The organism is Empedobacter stercoris, from assembly GCF_025244765.1.
GTDB classification, from domain to species: domain Bacteria; phylum Bacteroidota; class Bacteroidia; order Flavobacteriales; family Weeksellaceae; genus Empedobacter; species Empedobacter stercoris.
In genome coordinates, this window is the sequence record NZ_CP104209.1 from 1708895 (window position 1) to 1729173 (window position 20279).

15 protein-coding genes are annotated in these 20279 nt (G+C 32.3%); 4 read left to right on the top strand and 11 right to left on the bottom strand.

All coding sequences use genetic code 11. The features are described 5' to 3' along the window. The 7 genes from NZD85_RS08130 to NZD85_RS08160 all read right to left on the bottom strand — a co-directional run bounded on the left by NZD85_RS08130 (window position 1) and on the right by NZD85_RS08160 (window position 11269). Window positions 1–2397: a TonB-dependent receptor gene (locus NZD85_RS08130; protein WP_260541355.1), complete on the bottom strand. Its 2397-nt coding sequence runs from the start codon at window positions 2395–2397 to the stop codon at window positions 1–3. Between the two features lie 438 nt (window positions 2398–2835). Further along, a complete protein-coding gene (locus tag NZD85_RS08135) occupies window positions 2836–5274 on the bottom strand; it encodes a TonB-dependent receptor (protein ID WP_260541358.1) in 2439 nt (812 codons plus the stop codon). Window positions 5275–5810: 536 nt separating this feature from the next. Beyond that, window positions 5811–6671 (bottom strand): carboxylating nicotinate-nucleotide diphosphorylase, encoded by an 861-nt coding sequence (gene nadC / locus NZD85_RS08140; RefSeq protein ID WP_260541361.1) that lies wholly within the window; start codon window positions 6669–6671, stop codon window positions 5811–5813. Further along, window positions 6671–7561: a hypothetical protein gene (locus NZD85_RS08145; protein ID WP_260541364.1), complete on the bottom strand. Its 891-nt coding sequence runs from the start codon at window positions 7559–7561 to the stop codon at window positions 6671–6673. The genes nadC and NZD85_RS08145 overlap by 1 nt, the downstream gene beginning before the upstream one ends. After that, window positions 7562–9127: an L-aspartate oxidase gene (gene nadB / locus NZD85_RS08150; RefSeq protein ID WP_260541366.1), complete on the bottom strand. Its 1566-nt coding sequence runs from the start codon at window positions 9125–9127 to the stop codon at window positions 7562–7564. It abuts the gene before it with no gap. After that, a complete protein-coding gene (gene nadA / locus NZD85_RS08155) occupies window positions 9127–10131 on the bottom strand; it encodes a quinolinate synthase NadA (protein ID WP_171622598.1) in 1005 nt (334 codons plus the stop codon). The genes nadB and nadA overlap by 1 nt, the downstream gene beginning before the upstream one ends. 19 nt (window positions 10132–10150) lie before the next feature. Further along, window positions 10151–11269, bottom strand: coding sequence for a C1 family peptidase (locus NZD85_RS08160; RefSeq protein ID WP_171622599.1), 1119 nt, complete (start codon window positions 11267–11269; stop codon window positions 10151–10153). Between the two features lie 433 nt (window positions 11270–11702). Here NZD85_RS08160 and NZD85_RS08165 point away from each other — a divergent pair, with 433 nt between their 5' ends. Beyond that, window positions 11703–13058 carry an orotate phosphoribosyltransferase gene (locus tag NZD85_RS08165; protein WP_171622600.1) on the top strand — a complete coding sequence of 452 codons (1356 nt, stop codon included), beginning with the start codon at window positions 11703–11705 and terminating at the stop codon, window positions 13056–13058. Window positions 13059–13129: 71 nt separating this feature from the next. Here the strand turns inward: NZD85_RS08165 and NZD85_RS08170 are convergent, their stop codons facing one another. Further along, window positions 13130–14584 carry a M20/M25/M40 family metallo-hydrolase gene (locus NZD85_RS08170; protein ID WP_260541369.1) on the bottom strand — a complete coding sequence of 485 codons (1455 nt, stop codon included), beginning with the start codon at window positions 14582–14584 and terminating at the stop codon, window positions 13130–13132. Window positions 14585–14676: 92 nt separating this feature from the next. Beyond that, complete coding sequence (gene trmB, locus NZD85_RS08175; protein ID WP_171622602.1) at window positions 14677–15354, bottom strand: tRNA (guanosine(46)-N7)-methyltransferase TrmB; 678 nt, start codon at window positions 15352–15354, stop codon at window positions 14677–14679. 135 nt (window positions 15355–15489) lie between these two features. On the opposite strand from trmB, the gene NZD85_RS08180 reads away from it, so the two are divergent. Together NZD85_RS08180 and NZD85_RS08185 are read left to right on the top strand one after the other, a co-directional pair. Further along, entirely contained in the window at window positions 15490–15903 is a 414-nt protein-coding gene (locus NZD85_RS08180) for a hypothetical protein (protein ID WP_260541370.1), read from the top strand. A gap of 179 nt (window positions 15904–16082) precedes the next feature. Continuing rightward, window positions 16083–16556 carry a DUF6702 family protein gene (locus NZD85_RS08185; protein WP_225538880.1) on the top strand — a complete coding sequence of 158 codons (474 nt, stop codon included), beginning with the start codon at window positions 16083–16085 and terminating at the stop codon, window positions 16554–16556. A gap of 49 nt (window positions 16557–16605) precedes the next feature. Here the strand turns inward: NZD85_RS08185 and NZD85_RS08190 are convergent, their stop codons facing one another. Both NZD85_RS08190 and NZD85_RS08195 read right to left on the bottom strand, forming a co-directional pair. Continuing rightward, window positions 16606–17865 carry a D-alanyl-D-alanine carboxypeptidase/D-alanyl-D-alanine-endopeptidase gene (locus tag NZD85_RS08190; protein ID WP_171622605.1) on the bottom strand — a complete coding sequence of 420 codons (1260 nt, stop codon included), beginning with the start codon at window positions 17863–17865 and terminating at the stop codon, window positions 16606–16608. Then, complete coding sequence (locus NZD85_RS08195) at window positions 17865–18809, bottom strand: mechanosensitive ion channel family protein (RefSeq protein WP_225532374.1); 945 nt, start codon at window positions 18807–18809, stop codon at window positions 17865–17867. Before NZD85_RS08195 ends, NZD85_RS08190 begins: the two co-directional genes overlap by 1 nt. Before the next feature lie 134 nt (window positions 18810–18943). Between NZD85_RS08195 and NZD85_RS08200 the strand changes: the two genes are divergently transcribed. Further along, window positions 18944–20248 (top strand): OmpA family protein, encoded by a 1305-nt coding sequence (locus NZD85_RS08200; RefSeq protein WP_225538878.1) that lies wholly within the window; start codon window positions 18944–18946, stop codon window positions 20246–20248. Window positions 20249–20279 lie beyond the last annotated feature (31 nt).

Genomic DNA, 20279 nt, shown 5'->3' on the forward strand with positions numbered 1-20279 from the left:
TTAGAAAGTGAATTTAACCGAAGCATTCCATGTTCTTCCGTAACCGAAGTAAACTTGGTTGTTTACGTTAATTCCTTTGTAGTTATCAACACCATCTGCTTGTTGAATATTAGTGCTCGATTCTGAAATATAAATGTGATTAAATACATTATTAACGTTAAAACGTAATGATAATCTATTTTTTGGAGTCAATTTTTGAGTCCATGTAATACCAGCATCCATTATATTATAAGAAGGTAATTCTAAGTTACCATCTTTTTCAGTTACTTTAGAAGAATATAAATCTCCGTTGTAACGATAATCTGCGTCTACAGAGAATCCTTTTAAGAATTCATATTTTGCACCTAATCCAAATTGAGTATGCGCTGCATCTCCAACTTTTAAACCGTCCCAGTTTTCTTTTCTTGCAGCTCCAAGAACATTTTGATTTTCATCATAATCAGTTGTAGTTGCTTGACCTTTATATTTCCAATCTCCTAAAGATGCGAAACCTGTTAAAGTTAATTCGCGAACTGGTTTATAATTCAATTCTAACTCAACACCTTTGTGCTCTTGTTTCACTCCTTGGTTTACAGTATAAACATATGCATTTGCAATTCCTGGATAATTAGCATCACCGTTTTCATCGATAAATTTACTAGATGAAGTGATTCTGTTTTCCCAAGTTGTATAATATGCATTGAAATTAGCCCAGAAATTTCTTGCTTTAAATTTATATCCTAATTCTAAACCTAAGATTTTTTCGTTTTCAGCAAATGGGTTAATATCATTTTTGTAATTCATGAATAAGTTATCATTATAAGGCTGACGAGAATAGTATCCTGCATTAGCAAATACTTGGTGATTATCAGCAATTGTATAACCTAAACCTCCTTTTAAGTTGTACCCCCAGTTTGTAACTTTTTCTGATTTTTCTTTTCCTTCTTCGTAATTGAAGTAGTCCCAACGTTGATTTCCTTGGTTAGAAACAGACCCTTGAAAGAATGCAGTTAAATTATCTTTGGCATATTCTATTTGAGCAAATAATCCGCCGTAGTTAATTCTTTCGCTGTAATCCCAACCTAATTTTTGAGAGTAATTATCAGCAAAATCATTTAACGCTTTCCATGGATTTCTTGAATAAGTTTTATTTACTTGGTAAGATCCTGGGTGTTGTTTATTGTATTTTTCTGTATAATAATCAGCTCCTAAAGTATTGTTTAATTGACGGAAGTGCTCTCCTTTATATGTTCTTAAATCAAAACCTACATTTAAGCTTAAGTTTTCTGTCAATTTACGGTTTAAGTTAGAAACCATTCCGTACCATTGGTGATTGTTAACAGATGATAAAATACGTGCAGAAGCTTCACCCCCCTCTAGTGATTGTTTATCGAAAACTTCTTGTAAGTTTCTTTGTCCATCTTCACCAATTTTAGTACCTGCAGAAGAAGATCCTCCACCTCTACCCCAAGAAGCATAGACAACTGTAGATAAAGATGTTTTACCATTAATATCCCAATCCCAGTTTAAGTTAGTTACTGGCTTGTGGTAATAATTTCTTCTTTCATTAAATTTCTCTCCATTTAAATTACCCCAGTTACTGTTGTATTTTTTTCCATATTTCAAGAATTCAGAAATTTTGTTTCTTGAATTTTGGTCATGCCATTGTGGAGCACCAGTTAGTAACAAATTTAATGTATGATTTTCTGCTGGTTTGTACCCGAAAGAAACAAAGTAGTTTTGACCTTGACCTTCAGACATTTCGTTGTATCCATTACCTTGCCAGTGAGTCAACATTACAGATACACCAAATTTATCATTGATTAAACCTGTATTATAACCTAAAGTAGATTTGAAATAGTTGTCGTTACCTAAACCTGCACTAAAAAAACCTCCTTGTTTTTTGTCTGTTGCTCTTGTAACAAAGTTATAAGTACCTCCTACAGATGAAATAGCTAATTTTGAAGATCCTAAACCACGTTGAATTTGAACTGCATTAGCAATATCAGACATTCCAGCCCAGTTAGACCAATATACTTTACCATCTTCCATTCCATTGATTGGTTGCCCATTCAATAAGAAAGCTGTATTTGACTGATCAAAACCGCGTGTTATAATACGTGAATCTCCGAAACCACCACCTTGTCCTGCAACATATACAGACGGCGTATTAACGAATGCTTGTGTAATATCATTAGCACCTACTTTCTGTTCAATTACTTCTTTTGTAATTGTAGTTGCTGCGATAGGTGTTTTTCGGTCTTCTTGTAAGTCGATTACACCTTTACCAATGATTAATGTTTCATTTAAAGATACGTTTTCCTCTTGTTCAACCACAGTAGAATCTGTTGGTTCTACAACTTGAGCGAAAGATAACGATGCCGTAAAGGCAAAAGCTCCTACGAATAAAAGCTTCATTGAGTTTAACCTCATCTTTTGAAATAGTTTAAAAGTTTACTTTTGCAAAGTTGAGGTGTATATATGTTAAAATGGTTATAAACCTTATGTTAATTAAGAATAATTATAAGATAAAATCCTTTTTTTCTTATAACTCATTTAAAACTTAACTATTTTATCAATATAATAATTACACACCATTAATTTTATTAAAAATTATATATTAATTAAAATAGTGTAACGTTACATATTTTATCAATAATAGTTAAAAAGTTTCAAACACATATTAATTCATTATTAAATGAATAATTATTCTTAAAAAATATTTATTTAGAATTGTTTTAAATAAATATTTATTTATTTTATCTTTTTAAGTCAACCGTCTAATTATCAAATATCAATAAAAAAGCGGACTTAAAACTAAGTCCGCTTGAATATGTTAAGAAATATTAATTCTTATTAGAAGCTATAAGTAACACCTGCATTCCAAGTTCTACCTACTGCATATCCGTATCCATTTCTATCAATTCTACTTACATATTGATCATTGAATAAGTTACGTACATTTCCTCTAAATTTGATTTTTTGCTTACCAAATTTAAACTCATAAGCTACTCCAGTGTTAACACGAGCAAAAGGTGAGATTTTTTCTGCTTGATAAACTTCTCCTTTTAATGCGCTTTTAACAACATCTTCTGGATTCACTTGTCCATATGCACGAGCATTGTACATAAAATCTACATCCCAATATAAGTTTCTTGTGAAGTTAACTTTTGTTCCCATACCAAATGTAAATTGAGCTGCCTCTCCGATATATGTTCCTGTTAAATCAACATTCCCTTTCTCGAAAATTGTATCATCATCTGTGTACATAGATTCGAATGGAGTTTCTCCGTCATATTTCCAATCACCGTAAGATGCGAATCCATATAAGCTGAATGCTTGAGAAACTTTAGCATCAAAATCAATTTCAATACCTTTATGTATTTGAGCAATATCAGTATAAGCTGTATAAATTGGTCTAGTTGTATTATCTGGTTGCATTATTGATCCAGACATACCTAAGAAACGGTTCCCCCATTTTGTATGGTAAGCGTTAATGTTTACTCTTAAGTTTCTTGTTTCATACTTGTAACCAACTTCGAAACCTGTAATTTCCTCGTTCTCTACATTTGGCTCACGTAAATCAACTTTATTATATTCGAATACATTATCTAAGAATGGTTGACGAGAGTAACGTCCTGCGTTTGCAAAAACAGTATTTTCATCGTTAATGTTAACAGACAAACCTCCTTTAACATTCCACCCTGTTTTGTTTACTTTTTTAGAAGCTTCTTCTACACCTCCATAATTCCAAGTATCAAATTTTTGGTAGAATTGGTTAGAGATTGCTCCTTGACCGAATACTGTAAAGATCTCATTAGAATATTCAACTTGTCCAAAAGCTCCTTGGTAGTTAATATCCTCAGAATAATCTCTTGATATTCTTTGTCCTTTTTTAGCTGATTTGAATAATGCTGACCAAGGATTAGTTCCAAAAGTTTCTGTTACAACAACTGTTTGACCATTTGATTTGTTAACTTCTGACCATCCTTTTAGTCCAAATAAGTTACTCATTTGTTGGAAGTGATTTCCATGGTAAAAACGAACGTCAGCACCTAAGTTGAAGTTCCACCCGGTTTTAGTATCAAAGTTTAAATTTGTTACTCCTCCATACCAAAAATGGTTATTTACCGAAGTACGAATTGCACCATTTGATACATTGTTAACTCCGTTAATATCTTTACCTCCGTTATTTCCAATTCCATCTGGATCTAACATATTGTTACCTTGAATTAAATCAAAATCAACTAATCCATTTTTTAACGTACTTGAAGCTCTACCAACACCAGAAGTTCCTCCTCCTGTACCTGTTGAAGCATAAAGTACTGTAGATAAGTTCATATTCTCATTAATTGTCCAGTCCCAGTTTAAGTTAGCTACTGGCTTGTGGTAAAAGTTAGTTCTTAGATTTTCTCCTTTACCGTTTAAATAGCCATAAGTTGTATTATACTTTTTGCCATAGCCGTACTTTTCAGCTTCAGCCCACTGCTTTTCACTTTTTGTTGAATAGTTTTGACCATGTTCTTGTGGCGCACCAAAAATCATAAAGTTAATGTTATGACGATCATTTGGTTTATAACCTACAGAAACAAAATAGGCTTGCGAATTAGCACTTGTCCCTTGCGCCCAAGATCTATGCATAGATGTTTGGTTAAATAAGAACGATGCTCCCCATTTACCTTTCATTCCTGTGTTATAAGAAATTGTCGCACTCATGTAACTATCGTTACCCGTATTAAATCTTACAAAACCACCTTGTTTTTTATCTGTCGCTCTGGTAACCATATTTACAGTACCACCAACAGAAGAAATAGCTAATTTAGAAGATCCTAAACCACGTTGAATTTGAACTGCATTTGCCACCTCAGTCATTGCAGACCAATTAGACCAATACAAGTTACCATCTTCCATCCCGTTAATAGGCTGTCCGTTTAATAAATAAGCCGTATTTTGACTACTAAATCCTCGTAAAAACATTTGAGAATCACCAAACCCTCCTGCTTGTCCAGAAACATAAACTGATGGTGTTGTAGCAAAGATTTCTGGAAAATCTACATTTCCTACCGCTTTATCTTCAATTGAAGCTTTACTAATTGTAGAAACAGCTACCGGAGTTTTACGATCTTCAACGATATCGATTACTCCTTTACCAATAATTAATGTCTCTCCTAAAGATACGTTTTCGTCCTGTTCAACCTTTGTAGAATCTGTTGGTTCAACAACTTGGGCGAAAGATAATGATGCCATTAAGGCAAAAGCTCCTACAAGTAAAAGCTTAGTTGAGTTTAACCTCATCTTTTGAAATAGTTTAAAAGTTTACTTTTGCAAAGTTCTGCACTTTTAATGAGATTATTGTTAAATTATGGTAAATTTTTAAATTATTCTTGACTAACCTTTATGTTAATTATCAATTTAATAACACAAATTGCTTATAAATAAAAATCTATTTAGTTTAAACAAAGTAATTTTATAAATAATTAATTTTTTTTAGATATTTAATTAAAAATTAACATAAGTAAAATGTTAATTTTTAACATTTAAATCGCCAATTTTTACATTATTTTTCATAAATCAGCTTCAAAAAACAATACAAAATTCCTTATTTAGAACCAGTATTGATAACGTTTGTTAATTTTAAAACTTTATCATTTAAATAGATGCCATCGTTATTTTTATTATAAATGAATTTTATTCACTTAACCCTATTCAGTTTTATCTGAAAAAACACTTCTTTTAAAATTATATTAAAACAAATCTTGAAATTGTTAAATTTTTCTGTTATCACTTTACAATAAACATAAGATTGGTGTGACGTGATGGTAAAAAATTCATTACTTAATTGCTTTCAAACTCAAATCAAAATTTGGAGCTGAATGAATAATTGCACCAGACGAGATAAAATCTACTCCAGTTTCTGCAATAGCACGCACAGAGTCTTTTGTAATTCCTCCAGAAGCTTCTGTTTTCGTTTTTCCATTTATATAGATAACAGCTTCTTTCAAAGTTTCGAGGTCAAAATTGTCTAACATGATAAAATCAACATTCGCTTCTAAAGCTTCTTTCACCTCATCCATGTTGCGCGTTTCTACTTCTATTTTTAGATGCAAATGATGTTTAGCTAAATAATCTTTTGTTTGGGCAACCGCTTTTGTAATTGTTCCACAAAAATCAACATGATTATCTTTTAACATCACCATATCATACAATCCAAAACGGTGATTTTCTGCACCTCCAATTTTAACGGCCCATTTTTCAATCATTCGGAAATTAGGTGTTGTTTTTCTTGTGTCCAAAATTTTCGCATTTGTTCCTTTCACCAACTCCATCATTTCGTGTGCATAAGTTGCTATTCCTGACATACGCTGCATGCAATTTAACACCAATCTTTCACACGTTAAGATTGATTGCGAAGAACCTTTCACCTTAAACGCTACATCTCCAAAGCTTACGCTATCTCCGTCATTTTTGTAAAATTCGATTTTCAATGAAGGATCAAATGTGGCAAAAATAATTTTCGCTAATTCTATTCCAGCAATTATCCCGTTGTCTTTCACTTTCAATTCTGCTTCTTGCATAGAATCGTAGGGAACACATGCTAAAGTTGAATGATCACCATCGCCAACGTCTTCTAAAAAAGCCTGACGAATAAATGTTTGTAATTTTTCGTTTGTAATATATGTAGGTAAATTCATTATCTATAAGTTAAGGATGCAAATTTTGATTGATTAAAATCTTTCTTGGTTTTATACTCATAATATTCGGCCCAAGTTCCGTTTTCTTCACGTACAACCGTAATCAACACTTGTGCGGAAGGATCATTATCAAAAAAGTTTTTGATTTGAAGTTTGTATTCCTTGTCTTCAATTATACCTTTTGTAATATCAATTACGCCAGATTTAAAAGCCGCATCAAAAGCTGTTGCATAAGGATCTACCGCAGCCATTTCGAATAAATTAGAGAATCGTCCCAAATAATATTCACGATTCCCAGCTTTTCCATACGTCTTCAAATTAAAATCTTTATCAATACGAACTTCAATTTCTTCTTCTGAGGTTTTTAAAGTAAACAACACGCGATTCGCTGAAGGGAATTTCTCAAACTCGTTATTCTGTTCTTCCAACATAAAGCGTAAAGGCAAATTATACCTCATCCGAACAGCTTTATTTTTATGATCACGAGCAGGTTCTATTTTTAGATTATTTCGATCCATTTTATTGTTTAGTAAAACCAAACTTGCATGTGCAACACTGTTAAAAATCGGATTAGCTCCATCTATATTTACCTCAGAGAACCGACCTTCTTCATTGATGATAAATCCAATTTTAGATTGCACAGATTCGATATGTAAATAATCTGCGATATTCGAAAAGTAAGCGATTTGAGCTTGTATATCTTCACTCAAATTTTTACTCAAACAAGCTTGTAACTCACTTTTTTCTTTGAGATTTTCGCAACCAAAATAAACAGGTATCGTATTCGCATCAACAACTGTTAAATTTGGCTTTTCGTTATCCTTCTTTTTTGTTTGAGAGAATACTAAACTTGAAAATAGAAGCGGAATTATCAACCAAAAGTTCTTCATTTAATTAAAATTTTTGTTATAAAAAGTTCCTCGATTTTCTTTTTGATTGGTACTTTGTTCGATAATTAAATATGCCACATCAACCAAATTTCGAAGTTCTAATAATTTAGGCGAAATAATCGTGAAATAATAAATTTCTTTGACCATTTTTTCAATTTCTAAAATACGACTTTGAGCAATTTTAAGACGTGCATCGCTACGAACTATTCCAACCAACTCGCTCATCATCGCTTGTAGTTGTTTGCGCAGATACGAAATCAACACCAACTCCTCTTGTACTTTCATTCCTTCTTCGTTCCATTCCGGAAAGTTAAAATTCTGAATAGAGAAATTATTTTGGTTTAGTTTTTCGATAGTATTCAACGCTGCACGATGTCCAAAAACCATTGCTTCTAACAACGAATTTGAAGCCAAACGATTTGCGCCATGCAATCCTGTATTTGAACATTCGCCAACCGCAAACAAATTCTCTATTGATGTTTTACCATCTAAATCGACATCAATTCCGCCGCATAAATAATGCGAAGCCGGAACCACAGGAACTAATTCTGTAAACATATCATAACCTTCGGATTTACATTTTTCGTAAATATTAGGGAAATGTTCCAAGAATTTTTCTCTATTTAAATGACGGCAATCAATGTAAACATAGTCGTCTCCGCGTAATTTCATTTCATTATCGATTGCGCGAGCAACGATATCACGCGAAGCTAATTCTTCTCGTTCATCGTATTTATGCATAAATAATTCGCCATCTTTTGTGCGTAATTTCGCTCCAAATCCACGTACCGCTTCCGAAATTAAAAACAATTGTCCGTCAAATTCGCTGTAAAAAGCTGTTGGATGAAACTGATTAAATTGCATCCCTGAGACGGTTGCTTTCGCGCGACGAGCCAAACCAATTCCATCCCCAGTTGCGATAATAGGATTCGTGGTGTTTTTATAAACATGCCCTACTCCACCTGTTGCTAATAAGGTTACTTTGGCTAAATGACGTTCGACTTTATCTGTATTTAAATCTAAAATATAAGCTCCAAAACATGTTGTTTGGTCTGCTAAATCTCGATTCAAGTGATGTTCTGTTATCAAATCAACTACAAAATGGTGGGTAAGAATTTGAATATTTGGATATTCTTTGATTGCTTCTAACATCGCACGTTCAATTTCCCAACCTGTTACATCTTTGTGGTGTACAATTCGGTTTTCGGTGTGTCCTCCTTCGCGACCTAAATCATAAATACCTTCCTTGTTTTTATCAAATCGAACGCCCCAATCAATAATTTCGTTAATGCGGTCTGGTGCCTCTTTTACAACTACCTCAACCGCTTCTAATTTGCAAAGTCCATCACCTGCACGAAGCGTATCCTGAATATGTTTCTCGAAACTATCATTCTCGAAATCGCTGACAACAGCCACGCCTCCCTGCGCATATTTTGTATTGGTTTCGTCTTTATTTGCTTTGGTTACAATGGTAATTTTGGCATCAGGATATTTGATTGCAATTTTTAGTGCATACGATAATCCTGCAATTCCAGAACCAATAACTAAAACATCTTGTATAGCCATTATTTGATTTTTTCTGATAACTCTAACATACGATTAATCGAAGCCAATGCTTTTATACGCAAACTTTCTTCAATTTGTATTTCTGGTAGTTCATATTTCATACACAAATACAACTTTTCTAACGTTGATAATTTCATATAAAAACACTCAGAACAATTACACGATTCATCTTGAACCAAAGCTGGAATCAACTTCTTATTAGGTGCTAATTTTTGCATCTCATGTAAAATTCCTTCTTCTGTCGCTACGATAAATTCTGTCGCTTCATTTTCTACCACATAATCCAACAAACGAGAAGTTGAACCAATAAAATGAGCAAATTTCAATAAATCTTCTTGCGCTTCTGGATGAGCAATTAATTTTGCATTTGGATTTTCTGCCATTTGTTGCGCAATTCTTTCCAACGAAAAAGCCTCATGAACGATACAAGCGCCATCCCATAAAATCATGTTACGCTTACAAACCTGATTTAAATAACGCCCTAAATTACGGTCTGGTGCAAAAATAATCTCTTGATCTTCTGGCAACGAATTGATAATCGCTTCTGCATTAGAAGAAGTCACAATAATATCTGATTCCGCTTTAACACCTGCATCACAATTGATATAACTTACCACAATCGCATTTGGATGTTGCTCTCGCAAGCCACGCAAACCTTCTGCCGAACAAGAATCTGCCAACGAACAACCTGCTTTTGTATCTGGAAGAACAACTTTTTTTGAAGGATTAAGAATCTTCGCAGCTTCTGCCATAAAATGAACACCACAAAAAACAATCATATCAGCTTCTGTTTTAGCTGCTGCTCGAGCTAATTGCAACGAATCGCCTAAATAATCTGCTAAATCCTGAATTTCACCCGATTGATAATAATGCGCTAAAATTACTGCATTTTTTTCTTTGCGTAATTTATTAATCTCTGCAACTAAATCGGTTCCTTTCGGAATTTCTATATCCAAATAACCCTTATGCTCTAACTTTTCTATCGCTTGTTCTAATGTCTTCATTTTATCGTTTTGTGTATAATTATTTTATTCCTAATTGCTTCTTTACCTTTTCTGACAAAGCATCTTTGTGTACTGTAAAAGCAATTGATTTCATTCTAAAAAAAGGTTTAGACATGTAAATATGTCCATTATTTCCTAAATTTTCTGTTCCCCAAGAATTTTTCACATCATAATATTGATTTCCTAATTGATCTCTTAAAATTCCTGTGATATGCATCAAATGGTCATCTTGTGTTGACAAATCCTCGAAAGCTGCTTGACGTTCTTCTGCAGAAACCCATTTTTCTGGCAAAATTTCCACAAAATAATCAGATTCTAAACCTTCTGAAGGCCAAACGGCTAAACCATACTTTTTAGAAAACGTTTTTTCTGAAACATCTGTATCAAATGCAGCAGTAAATCCATTGTATAACGCTTCATCTAACACTTTCATGTATTCATCTAATGGCAAATTGTAGTACGAACCATTCGAGAAATTATCTGGCACTTGTAAAATAAATTGAGAATAATACGGTGCTTGTTGAAACGATGTAAGTGTAACATAATCGTCTGGATTAATTTTTAAGAATTTCGCAAATTCCTGTGGTGTATATTCTTTTCCTTCGAATTTAAATACTGTTGGAGGAACACCTAATTTTTGATTTAATTTTTGATCGAAATTATTTTTCCAATCAGTTGTTAAGTATTTTTTTGGATTCTTTACAATCGAATCTAAATCTGTTTTTAATTCTTTTACCAGTAATTCATGGTTATGTTTAGTTTCTGTGCCAACTGTAAAACCTGCGTATACTTCGTTTGGAACTAAACCATTTTTGCGAACAGAGTTCAATACATCATGTGATAATCCACCTTCACTAAATTGAGCTTTCCCTTGGCGATAAACATAATTATACGCTTTTACTGGATACGTAAAACGAACATTGTACATCTCTGATAAATCGACTTTTTTACCCGTTATACGTTTCACTTCCGACTCTAAAAAAGAGACCGTAGAAAATGACCAACATGTTCCTGTTTTTCCTTGCGAAATAACTGGAAGTGCCGAATTATTAACCAACTCTTTGAATTTGAATGGACTTTCTTGTGCTGATGCTAATGCACTGACTAATGCAAAACTTGCAAGGATATATTTTTTCACTTTGTGTTTGTTTATAAAACTCAAAAATAAAGTTATTTTATGAAGATTTGGTTGAAAGATGAAGAAAGTTAAAAATGACAATACATCACCTCGAGTGATTTTAGTTTCGATAGAAAAGAAAATTGTATGGAGAAAGAGGTATTAAAGCAATTCGTCAAGTTATCGAAACGTTAAAAAAGATGATTCATCATTTTAAACACTCAAACTGACGAACTAAAATTGATGAGATGATAAAATCGATATAGAAATACGTTAGAAAAATTTCAAAAGGTTAATTACTAATTTTCTTTAAAATTTATAATTTTTCACTTTTAGAACAAATTATAAATCAAATCAGTATAAATATTCAATTTTTATACATCTAAAAATTAATTTGGCTTAAAATGCAATAAATCACTCAAAAAGCTATTAACTTTGCTCAAACATTACACAAATGCAACCAAGAGAAGATTTTTTATTGAAAGCTTACGAGCTGGGAATTATAAAATTTGGAAATTTCACTTTAAAAAGTGGTATAGAATCTCCTTTCTATGTCGATTTAAGACCTTTGGCTTCAAGTCCACAATTATTAAAAACTTTAGCAAACAACTTATTAGATTTAGTAGAAGATGTTGACTACGATTTGATTTGTGGTGTGCCTTACGCAGCATTGCCAATGGCGACTACAATGAGTTTAACATCGAATATTCCTTTGATTATCAAACGTAAAGAGAATAAAGGATATGGAACTAAACGTATGGTAGAAGGTGTTTTTTCCGAAGGACAATCTTGTCTTTTAGTAGAAGATGTAATTACATCTGGACAATCTTTATTAGAAACAATTGATCAAGTTGAACGTGAAGGTTTACGTGTAAAAGATTTGGTTGTTGTTTTGGATCGAGCACAAGGTGGTTCTGAAAAATTAAAAGAACAAGGTTACAATGTGAAGACATTATTCACTATTCACGAAGTAATTGATATTTTACATAAATACCATCGCTTGACAGATGATGAGGCGAAAAAAATCAAAGACTTTTTAGCTTTACCTGCTGAAGCGGTACCTGCAAAACAACGTATTGCATTGGAGAACAAAAAAATTGTTCATCCTGTTGGAAAACGTTTGGTAGAATTAGCGCTTAAAAAACAATCAAACTTGATTGCTTCTGCTGATTTGATTACTTCTGATGAAATTATTGATTTCGCAGGAAAAGTTGGTGATCATGTTGTTGCTTTAAAATTACATTCAGATATTATTCAAGATTTTTCGGATAACTTAATCGTTGAATTGAAAAAAATCGCACGCGAAAAAGAATTCTTATTATTTGAAGACCGCAAATTTGGAGATATCGGAAATACACAAGAATTACAATTCAAGAAATCGATTTATAAAATTTCTGATTGGGCAGATTTGGTAACTGTTCACCCTATTGGAGGTTTAGAATCGTTGAAAGTTTTCGAAAACACTGGCGTAATTACAATTGTAGAAATGTCTTCGAAAGGAACATTAACAGATGATTATTACTTCACGAAAGCAATCAATGTTTCAGAACAATCGGGTAATGTTTTGGGTGCAGTTGCTCAACGTCAAATCCCAGATAATTTGTTATTGTTTACACCTGGTGTTAATATTTCTTCGACTGGAGATAGCAAAGGACAACAATACAATACACCAGAATTGGTTTTCAAAAATTACCATACCGATTTTATGATTGTTGGTCGTGGAATTTACAAAGCTGCTGATGTAAAAACGGCTGCTAAAGAATACCAAACGTTAGGTTGGGTTTCTTACTTACAAAGTTTGAATGATTAAAATTTAAATAAATTTCAAAAATAGAAAGCAAGCTGAATTCAGCTTGCTTTTTGTTTTTTATTTTTTTGAATTTACTTCAATACAAATTTATGTGAAATAGAATTTCCTTGATTATCGGAAATTGTAGCTATATAAAATCCTGTTGAGAGATTAGACAAATTTACACTTCCTTTCGAATGCTCAGCATTCATCATTTTTATAGTTCGTCCAGTTGCATCAATAATTTTCACCGAAATTGCTGCTTTAAAATTCACTTGATAATTTAATGTTTTATCTGTGATATATATTTTAGACGTTTCTTTTTCTATCGTTTCAGTTCCTAATTTCCCCGTTTGTTTCGCCGCTTCTACAATATATTCGATCCCTAATTTCGTGAACTTAGCAGCATGTGTAGATGTACTTCCCATTGATGCATACGTATCGTTTATAGAATGAATATAAGGGTTATCTTCATTCATTTTTGATTCAAAAGGCAATGTTGCTGCATAACCATTATTCGCCCAACTTGCGTGATCCGAACATCCATAACCACATTTTGACGTATCATACGTAAATTGATGCATACCTGATTGATTGTACTCGTCCATCAATTGCATCAAAAAAGAGTTCAGATTAGCATCACAATACGCATCTGTCATTAATACAATATCTTTTGCTGATCCTTTGTAATTCGTCATATCAAACTGTACATAACCAATTACATTTTTTTGATCCGTTGCATATTGCTTAGCGATTTCTCCCGAACCTACTAAACCAATTTCTTCGGCTGCATACGCCATGATTTCTGTGGTACGTTGTGGCTTAAAGTTGTTTTTTAACAAAACACGCAAAACTTCTGTAATCGTAGCAATACCCGATGCGTTATCATCGGCTCCAGGCGCAAAAGATTGATCGCCACTCCATCCTATAGTCGAATCAGCATGTCCACCAATTATCACATATTCGTCTTTTTTTTCGTTCCCATTAATGGTTAATATCAATGATTTCATTGGTGTATTGACATGATCCACAATTTTCACCACAACATCAGTTCTACCTGCTTCTGCAATCATTTGCTCCCAAACTTCTTTTATTTTCAGAATGGCATCGTTAGCTTCTTGACGCATGTGATAACGTGTTTTGAAACCTTCTAATAATAAAATCGTCTTTTCAATTTCTTTTACATCAACATCATTTAATGCTTTAGTTATAAAATCTTGTTCAGTTATGGTATAAGTAAATGGTTCATTTTTTTGAAAAACGATTGGTTGAATTGCTTGCAACGCTTCTTTTTTTGAAGATTGAAAAATATAACCATTTCCATGTGCAAATTTCTCTTTCAAATCTTCTGTAATCGCTGGATGAAAATAAATTGCTGAAAGATTATCTTTTGAAGATAAAATCTGAATAGAATCTGGTTGATTTCTTTGTAAGATTGACGCATTTTCTGTTTCCATTGTCGCATAAATAAAATCTGGTTTGATTTGTGCGAAGGAAAAAAATCCATTCAACAAAAGAGGAGAAAGGAATAAAAGTTTATTCTTCATAATATCATATTAGTGTGTAGACAAATATAGTTGAATAATTATTTATCCTTTTTTATAAATAAAAAAAAATCCATCTTTCGATGGATTCTTCATTAATATTTTAATTGGAACTTTATATAGGTAATCTTTTTACCTTCTTCCAAAAATTTCGATTCATAATAGGTTTGTACAGCTGTCACTATTTCTGGTATATCCGAATGGTCTGGGTGATAAACATCGTGTGTAGAACGAATCACTTCGTGCCCTTCGATATGAATAACACCATGTGTGTAACCATGTAAAAACTCAGAATCTGTTTTCAAATTAACTGTTCCATCTGGTTTCAAAATCTTGTTGTAACGTCTCAAAAACTCGGGATCAGTTAAACGATGTTTTGTTCTTCTGAATTTAATTTGTGGATCTGGGAAAGTAATCCAAATTTCGCTCACTTCATTTTCAGCAAAAAGATGGTCGATAATTTCGATTTGTGTTCTAAGAAATCCAGCGTTTTCAATTCCTTCATCTAAACATGTTTTTGCTCCACGCCAAAATCTTGAACCTTTAATATCTACTCCGATAAAATTACGATCTTTGTCACGACGCGCCATTGCAACAGTATATTCTCCTTTTCCACAACCAAGTTCTAAAACAATTGGATGATCATTTTTAAAAAAATCCTTGTTCCAATTTCCTTTTAATGCAAAATTATTGATCGCTTCCTCTCGTGTTGGTTGAACAACATTCTGAAAAGTTTTATTTTCGTTAAATCTTCTGATTTTATCTTTTCCCATTTCGGATATATTTTGCGCGAAATTACGAGATTTTGCTTAATCTAAAAAACTGTTCTAACAACACATAAATCTCAACAAATAGTAATTATGTAAAAAGGTTTGTTATTTTTGTAACGAAAAACTAAAATTAGAAAAATGGATTTTATCAAACAATTTCATAGTGGTTGGGCTTATCTTGTGATTTTGATGGGCGTTATCTTTGTGATTTCAACATTAATTTACGCGATTTCAAAAAAAGACACCAACACTACAATCAAGAAAATCGGATTATTTACGACGATTACATTTCACGTACAATTGTTAATAGGACTAGTCTATTATATTATGATGTTTTCTGCCTTAGAACCATCAAATATTATGTCTGATTCTGCTTTAAGATTAACATTCGTAGAGCACCCAATGATGATGATTGCTGGGGTTGTTTTTATGACAATTGCAAATGCAAAATTAAAACGTTCGACAACCGTACCTATGAGTGTAGCAATTTTTGCTATCATCGGATTGGTTTGTATTTTAAGCAGAATTCCTTACCACGTTTGGTTTGCTTAATCGTTTAGAATAAATTTATAAAAAGAGTATTAAGTAATTAGTACTCTTTTTATTTTTTAAAAATTTCATAATTTTTTTATTCTAAATCCGTTATAAAACAAGTCGAGCAAATATACTTTTCAATTTTAAGAATATTTGGCATTCGATTTGAAAGAGATTTGTACAAACTAAGTAATAAAATGAACTATATAAAATATCTATTCTCTTTGCTTTTGGTTTTTGTCACATTTAACCTAAGCGCACAGGATTTCCACACAGCGAATATCAAGGTTGATTACGAACAAGAAACAGGAACGCTCAATATAACCGCACGTACTTTTACCAATCAATTGGAAAAAGCTGTTGGTGCAGATGTTTCGAATAAATCGAACTTTGAAAATAAGTTAAAAGCTTATGTAAACAGTAAAGTTGATGTCAAAGTAAATGGAAAAGCGTTGGGGACTTCGTATTACGGTTATCAAGTAAATGATAAATCGACACGAGTTTTCTTTAAGTTTGACAAAATATCTGACATTAACACAATAGAGTTAAAAGTAGCTTTGTTAACTGATGTTTTTAGTGACCAACAAAATATTGTGACGTTTGATATTAAAAACAAAAAAGACACAAAAATGTTAACAAGAAATAACGACACCGTAAAAATGTCTTTCTAATAAATCAAAAGCCTTCCGAGTACGAAAGGCTTTTTTATTGTGAAAACTTTTAATAATGATCTCTCACAATTCTTAAGAGTTTTTCATTCTCATTTCTGATCCACGATAAATTTTTAACTGAATTATTATTCATTAAACTAAAAATAAGTGTTCGACCAGATTTAGTTTTCAAATAACCACTCAACGTTACATTATTACTTAATGTTCCTGTTTTAGCGTAAATATAGGGTTGCATCGTATCTCTGTATCTATTTTTTATAGTTCCAGTTTTACCTCCAATTGGGAAAATAGAAAACAAACGTTCTTCTGGAAATTCGTTATACATTTTTTCTAAAACTTGTGAAAAACTTTGCGGTGTAAACAAATTGTAACGCGACAAACCAGAACCATCAAACCATTCGGGTTGCTGTTTCAACTCTTTTAATAAGTTTTGCTTTGCATACGCTATAATTTCTGCAGCACTTAATTTCCCTGGTAATGTACTCGAAGCTAAAATCAATAAATGTTCTGCCAAAAAATTATCACTATTCTCCATCATTTCGCGGTAAACATCATCTGACTTCTGACTGTAAAAAACTTTTGCTTCTCTTGCCATTGGCGATTTGACCATATCAACTGGTTTACCCAAAATTTGCGACAATGATTTTTCGATTACCGTTTCATTTACAATAAAGGGTACTTTTGCTGAACGTTTTTTGTTGCTGATATAAAATTTATTATCATAAAAACTCCTTGGTTCTGGCATCTCTCTAATTTCTGTTAATTCTTCGAAATAAGTAGGAAATGTTTTGATGGAATTCCCGTTTTTAGAAATAGACACTAAGTTTTCATGAATCGGGAACTGACTTCTTTCTGGTGAATAATTTTTTCTAAAATCATCCCAAGTCCATCCTGGTAAAAAAGATTCTTCATCAAAATTATTCCAATGAAAGATAAGTTTAGATCCATTATTTTTCAAAAAGTCTACTGCTCGTGTATTTTTATATTTTGGGTGCAAAAATGTTGGATCTCCAGTCCCTTGTACATGTAATTCATCGTTAATTAATTGATATTTGAACGCAGGAATCGAATCATTCAACATCTTCATCGCTGTATAAAGGGTGAAGATTTTGGTGTTAGAAGCAGGAATAAAAAACTTGTTCCCATTGTAATTATACAATTCTTCTTTTGTTATTGGATCATACAAATAGAATCCTGTAAATTGAGTCGAGTAGAAACCTGAGTTAAGATGCTGATCAATTAATTCTTTCTTCTGTGCACTTATTTGCACAGAAGAAAGAATTAAAAATATAATCAAAAAATACTTCATTATTCTTTGTTTTCTAATGGATTTGTAGGTGAATTGGCTTCATTTTTAAAAACCATTTCCGTATGAGGATAAGGAATTGAAATATGATGATCATCTAAAGCATATTTCACTGCTCGATACAACTGCCAATAAGCGGTCCAATAATCGCTATTTTTAACATAACAACGTATGGCTAAATTAACGCTACTATCAGCAAATTCTAAAATTTCTACGGTTTTTGATTGTGCATCATCAACCAACTCATTTTTATCTAAAACATCTAATAATACTTGACGAGCTTTGTCAAAATCGTCATCATACGAAATACCTACATTTACATCTAACCGACGGTATTCTTTGACCGAATAATTGATGATTGGATTATTAAATAAATTACCATTTGGCAATGTAATAATTTGACCTTTTGCAGTTGCTAAAACGGTATTCAATATATTAATCGATTCTACTGTTCCCTCATGTCCTTGCGAAACAACATAATCTCCAACTTTGAATGGTTTGAAAATAATGATGAGTATTCCTGCCGCAAAATTGGATAAAGAACCTTGTAAAGCTAAACCAACTGCCAAACCAACTCCACCAAGTGCAGCAATCAATCCCGAAGCATTTAGTCCCAATCGATCTACAACGAACATTAAGATGATAACTTTAAAAAAGATATTAATGATTGGTACTAAGAACGAACGAATAGACAAATCAACATTACGCGCTATCATTCTTTTTTCAATAAGGTTTTTCAGTTTTGTTGATATCCAAAAACCGATGGTTAAAGTTAAAATAGCAGAAACCAAGCTCCAACCTATTTCAGAACCTTTTGTGATTAAGATATTGGTGATATATTCTAAATCTTTAAATGGCGTTTCAATCACATCTTTTAAACTATCCACTTTGTCTTCTTCTTGCATTGTCTTATTTATTGTCAAATTAGTTGATAAAATTAATTCCAATCTTACATCTTTTCAAAAAAATATAAAAATTATCACTTTTTTTAACTATTTTTAACCATCATGAACATTGGTACAATATTGGTAAATAACTAATTACAACAACAAAAAAACTATAATTAAAAAAATCGAAAACTATGAACATTATTGATTTAGTAAAAGGGTACATTAACCCAAATTTAATCTCGAAAGTTTCATCAGAATTAGGCGAAAGCGATACTGGAATTTCAAAAGCAATGAGTGCTTATTTGCCTATTTTGTTAGGAAGCTTAGTGGATAAAGGTAGTTCTACCAACGGATTATTTCATGCAATCAAATCTTTTGGTGCTTCGCGAGGATTATCCAATATCTCAACAACACAAGAAACACCAGATAACTTAATTAGTATAATCGCTACTCTTTTAGGAAATAATACACAACCTATTATTGCGAAAGTGGCAGAGTTTGCAGGTATTTCAACAGCTTCTTCATCAAAATTATTGGACTTAACCGCTTTAACAACATTCGGCTCAATAGGAAAAGAAGCTGAGTTTAATAATTTGACAGAACGTGATTTCTTCTCACAATTAGCTGGAATGAAAGATAAAATAGTAGGTTTAATCCCTGCAGGATTAGGACTTGGTGCATTAGGTTTAGGATCTTTCTTTACCGATAAACCCAATATTTCTGAAACCGCTACAGAAACAGTAGAGCCTGCCAAAGAAAAAATTAAAGATGCTTTTGCTGAAGTTAAAGATACGGTTAAACCAGAAGAAAAACCTTTTGTTGAACCGATACATTCTTCTCATAATCATAACGAAAATAATAGCGGTGGCGGATTTTGGAAATGGATAATCCCTCTAATTATTTTAGGTTTAGCTGCATTTTTCTTGTTGAAGTATTGCAAAGACGAAGATAAAAATGTAACAACAGATACAGAAGTAATCACGGATAGTGCGATTTTTAGTACAGACAGTATTGAAACTACAAAAGAATTATCAACAATCGACTTAGACGGAATTGCCTTATCAGGATATGCAAATGGTTTAGAAGATCAAATTATCAAATTTATCAAAATGCCAGAATTTGCTAATTTAACAGAAGATCAATTAAAAGATAAATGGTTTAACTTTGATAATGTGAATTTTGTTTTTGGCAAAACTGATCAATTAGAAGCGGGTTCGGAAGTACAATTAGATAATGTTACAGCTATTTTGAAAAAATATCCTAACGCAAAAATAAAACTTGGTGCTTACACGGATAAAGTTGGTGATGATACCAAAAACAAAGAGATCTCTCAAAAAAGAGCTGATTACTTAAAAGCTGAATTAGCTAAACGTGGTGTTGGTGCGCAAGTTGTTTCTGCTGAAGGTTACGGAGAAGAGTTTGCAACAGTGGCAGAAACAGCTTCTGATGAAGAAAGAGCTTCTGACCGCAAAATGTCGTTACGTTTTACAAAATAATCATTTCATAAAATTTCTACATAAGGGTAAA

Bases quoted from the DNA above. Each gene is read 5' to 3' on its own strand.
- nadC (WP_260541361.1), bottom strand. From the start codon at position 6,671: ATGAATTTACCTACATATATTACAAACGAAAAATTACAAACATTTATT.
- nadB (WP_260541366.1), bottom strand. From the start codon at position 9,127: ATGGCTATACAAGATGTTTTAGTTATTGGTTCTGGAATTGCAGGATTA.
- nadA (WP_171622598.1), bottom strand. From the start codon at position 10,131: ATGAAGACATTAGAACAAGCGATAGAAAAGTTAGAGCATAAGGGTTAT.
- NZD85_RS08190 (WP_171622605.1), bottom strand. From the start codon at position 17,865: ATGAAGTATTTTTTGATTATATTTTTAATTCTTTCTTCTGTGCAAATA.
- NZD85_RS08200 (WP_225538878.1), top strand. From the start codon at position 18,944: ATGAACATTATTGATTTAGTAAAAGGGTACATTAACCCAAATTTAATC.
- NZD85_RS08170 (WP_260541369.1), bottom strand. From the start codon at position 14,584: ATGAAGAATAAACTTTTATTCCTTTCTCCTCTTTTGTTGAATGGATTT.
- NZD85_RS08185 (WP_225538880.1), top strand. From the start codon at position 16,083: ATGAACTATATAAAATATCTATTCTCTTTGCTTTTGGTTTTTGTCACA.
- NZD85_RS08145 (WP_260541364.1), bottom strand. From the start codon at position 7,561: ATGAAGAACTTTTGGTTGATAATTCCGCTTCTATTTTCAAGTTTAGTA.
- trmB (WP_171622602.1), bottom strand. From the start codon at position 15,354: ATGGGAAAAGATAAAATCAGAAGATTTAACGAAAATAAAACTTTTCAG.
- NZD85_RS08165 (WP_171622600.1), top strand. From the start codon at position 11,703: ATGCAACCAAGAGAAGATTTTTTATTGAAAGCTTACGAGCTGGGAATT.
- NZD85_RS08135 (WP_260541358.1), bottom strand. From the start codon at position 5,274: ATGAGGTTAAACTCAACTAAGCTTTTACTTGTAGGAGCTTTTGCCTTA.
- NZD85_RS08130 (WP_260541355.1), bottom strand. From the start codon at position 2,397: ATGAAGCTTTTATTCGTAGGAGCTTTTGCCTTTACGGCATCGTTATCT.
- NZD85_RS08180 (WP_260541370.1), top strand. From the start codon at position 15,490: ATGGATTTTATCAAACAATTTCATAGTGGTTGGGCTTATCTTGTGATT.